This window comes from Rurimicrobium arvi, assembly GCF_039540495.1.
Taxonomy (GTDB): Bacteria; Bacteroidota; Bacteroidia; order Chitinophagales; family Chitinophagaceae; genus Rurimicrobium; species Rurimicrobium arvi.
Window position 1 is genome coordinate 1 of sequence record NZ_BAABEZ010000019.1, and the last position, 3,340, is coordinate 3,340.

Below are 3,340 nucleotides of genomic sequence, written 5' to 3' on the forward strand. Positions count from 1 at the left end.
TGAAAAAGCAAGTCTATGCACTAGCCACTTGTACACTGCTGCTTTGCAGCAGCGGGGTGTATGCCCAGAGTAAAATGAAAGACGGAACGATCAGTTCCTCAGCACTTCCGAATGCGAATGCGATCCTGGACCTGGAAAGTAACCGTAGGGGTTTACTGCTGCCGCGTATTGCGCTCACGGCCATGAACAGTGCGAGTCCGCTGAGCGCCCACGTACAGGGAATGGCAGTGTACAACACGGCCACGGCAGGCAGCGGCAGCACCGCTGTAATACCGGGCTACTATATCAACGACGGCACGAAATGGATCCGCCTGATCTCCAAAGGGGAGGTAAGCCTGGCAAATACAGCATTGAGCAGCAGCACCACACCGGCCGGTAACAGCATCGGGGACATGGTGTTCAACACTACTGCAGTGGCAGGCCCGCCCGCCATACCTGCCGGTCCCGTATTCTGGGACGGCAGCAGCTGGCAGCCGGTAGGAGCAGATGCAGCCGTAGGCAACGAAGTACTGAATGCGACTACGAATAAAGGACTTACACGTGCGGGCTCCGGCACCGCCGCTTCGCCCTTCACGCTCGGTCTCACGGACGGTAGCGCCACCAACCAGACAATGGTATGGGACGGCTCCAAATGGGCACCGGGCAGTGCGGGCCTCACCACCACCGCACTCACGAGCAGCACCAGTCCTGCGGGAACGAATGTGGGCGATATGGTGTTTAACACTGCAGCGATAGCAGGCCCGCCCGCAATACCGGTTGGTCCGGTATACTGGGATGGCAGCGACTGGCAGCCTGTAGGTGCAGATGCAGCTGTAGGCAACGAGGTGCTGAACGCAACCACGAATAAAGGACTCACGCGTGCGGGCTCCGGTACAGCCGCTTCACCGTTCACACTCGGACTCACAGACGGTACTGCCACCAACCAGACAATGGTATGGGATGGTTCCAAATGGGCGGCAGGCACCACACCGATGGATAGCTCGCAGGTGGCGAAGATGGTGAACAAAAGCCCTGTAAAGGATTCGCTGGCCGTAGGCATTACAAAGACACCGGTGAAAGACAGTGTGATCTCCGTGATCAACAGTGCGCTCAGCTCGGGCAGTATTACCGGTAAAGACCTTACCAACAGCAACGGCATCCTGGTAACAGGCGGAACGGGAACAACGCTGAAGGCGACTTCTTTACGACTGGACAGCACGGCAGTGGCGAAGCAGATGCTGCAGAGTCCGGTTAAAGACTCGATAGCGAAGCTGATCGGCAGCAGTCCTGTCAAAGACAGCCTGAATGTGAACTACTGGAATCTGAAAGGCAACGCAAACACGAACAGCGGCAGCAACTTCATCGGAACAACAGACAATATCAGCCTGCGGGTACGCAGCAACAATACGGAACGCATGGTGGTGGACAGTACGGGTAAGGTAGGTATCGGATTGAGTGCGCCTACGAACACACTGCATGTAAAAGCTACGAGCAATCCGCTGAAACTGGAAGGCTTGCAGAGCGGAAGCTTTACGACAGACTCTGTACTGACGGCAGATGCAAACGGAGTGGTACGCCGGGTGGCGATGAGCACGGCTCCGGACCAGACGGTGGGAAGTATTAGTGCATTTGCGTTCAGCGCGATCCCTAGCGACTACCTGGAGTGTAACGGTGCTGCGGTAAGCCGTACCACATTTGCGACCCTGTTTGCAAAGATCGGCACTACGTACGGAGCAGGGGATGGCTCCACAACCTTTAATCTGCCTGACCTGCGTGGTGAGTTTATCCGCGGATGGGATCACGGAAGAGGATTCGATGCTAGTAGAACAATAGGTTCAAGACAATTAACAACGATAATAAACCCGGTAATACACAATAGTGGAAGCGGCTACATGCTAATATTAGGATCTAATGCCGATGGAAACTCAACCATGTTTTCAGGCTCAGGAATAACTTTCGGAGCTCCCGGTACTATAGCTGCGGCGGGAGGATCTAACGGAAGATCACTGGCAACCTCAGATAAAGATGTGTCCAGCGGGTTTAACTACGGATTCGGATTTAGACCTGATAACTTAGCGATGGTGTATGCGATCAAAGCGAAGGAGAGTGTGATGTTGCCAACGGGACAATCGGTAACGAGTCTGATTACGGCAACCGAGCCCTGGGAGAAGAAAGGAACGGGAATGGGCAGTACCTCGTTTACCGATACGATCACGCACAGCGGCCCGATCCAGATCAAAGACGGATCGCAGGGAGACGGTAAAGTACTGACCTCTGATGCGAACGGGGTGGCTACATGGAAATTTGGAGGAACAGCCCCAAAAGTTTCGCTTTCAAGTTTCTCAAAAGTTGGTGGTGGTACTTTTAGTGCTGGTGCTTTTCAGTCTTCCGTGTTTACAAATGAAATTTTGGACCAAAACAATGCTTATAACAATACAACCGGAGAGTTCACTGCACCCAGCACCGCATTTTATTTAGTTTCTGTACGTCTTCATTACGGCGCATTAGCTTCATCATCCGGATCTCTTACATTGGCATTAGAAGTAAATGTAAACGGAGTTTCAAATACAAGGATATGCGAAGCTTCTGCAGCTGCAGGTACTGGAGTAAATATGATAACAGGCAGCCAGTTCGTATTCTTGAATGCTGGGGATAAAATGACACTTCAAAGCTTCTCGTCAGTATCTTGGACTCCAGGAGCTACTGCCACTAACAATGTCTTCACACACATGGATATCGCTTATTAAAAAGGATTTGCTTAACCCCCCGCTCGGCGTAGTCTCCGGACTACGTCGCGGTGGATACCGGTCTCCGGACCGGATATTGTAAAGAATATCAGGCCTAAGTACGCCTATAAAAAATACTTGCTTGATCAACATGTTTGGTCGGCGGGGTGGTTTCTACCGCCCCGCTTTTTTATTTTGGTTTGTTGCGGCCTTTGGGAGGAACGTATTGTCAGACCCACCCCCAGCCCCTCCTCCCGATCCCGATAGCTATCGGGATCGGGAGGAGATTTGCTCCGTGTTGGGCACCGTCTAACTTGTGGTGTCATTGCGACGAGCGTATAGCCTGTGCGTGCAGCTAGCGAGGAAGCAATCTACAGTAATCGTTCAGAGATTGCTTTGCCTTCTTCGCTTGGGTTGTTCCAACCCTTCGCTCATTGGCGCGCTCCCGATAGCTATCGGGAGACGCCCGGAGTGGGGTTTATTGTCAGGCGGGTATGCTTGCACGCCGCTCGCACACGCAGGTTTCCCCTCCATTGGAGGGGATAGGGGTGGGTCTTCGTTCCTGTATTTTTACAGTCCGCCGATGGTATTCCGCCTACCTAAAAGGTAGGCGTGCCTATTATCAGGGGTAGGCC

Annotated in this window: 1 protein-coding gene; it reads left to right on the forward strand. The window is 53.0% G+C overall.

Translation table 11 applies throughout. The annotated features are described in order from the left end of the window. The coding region (locus tag ABD846_RS06630; protein WP_344824205.1) for a tail fiber protein at positions 1–2,726 on the forward strand (2,726 nt) is incomplete at its 5' end. Positions 2,727–3,340 lie beyond the last annotated feature (614 nt).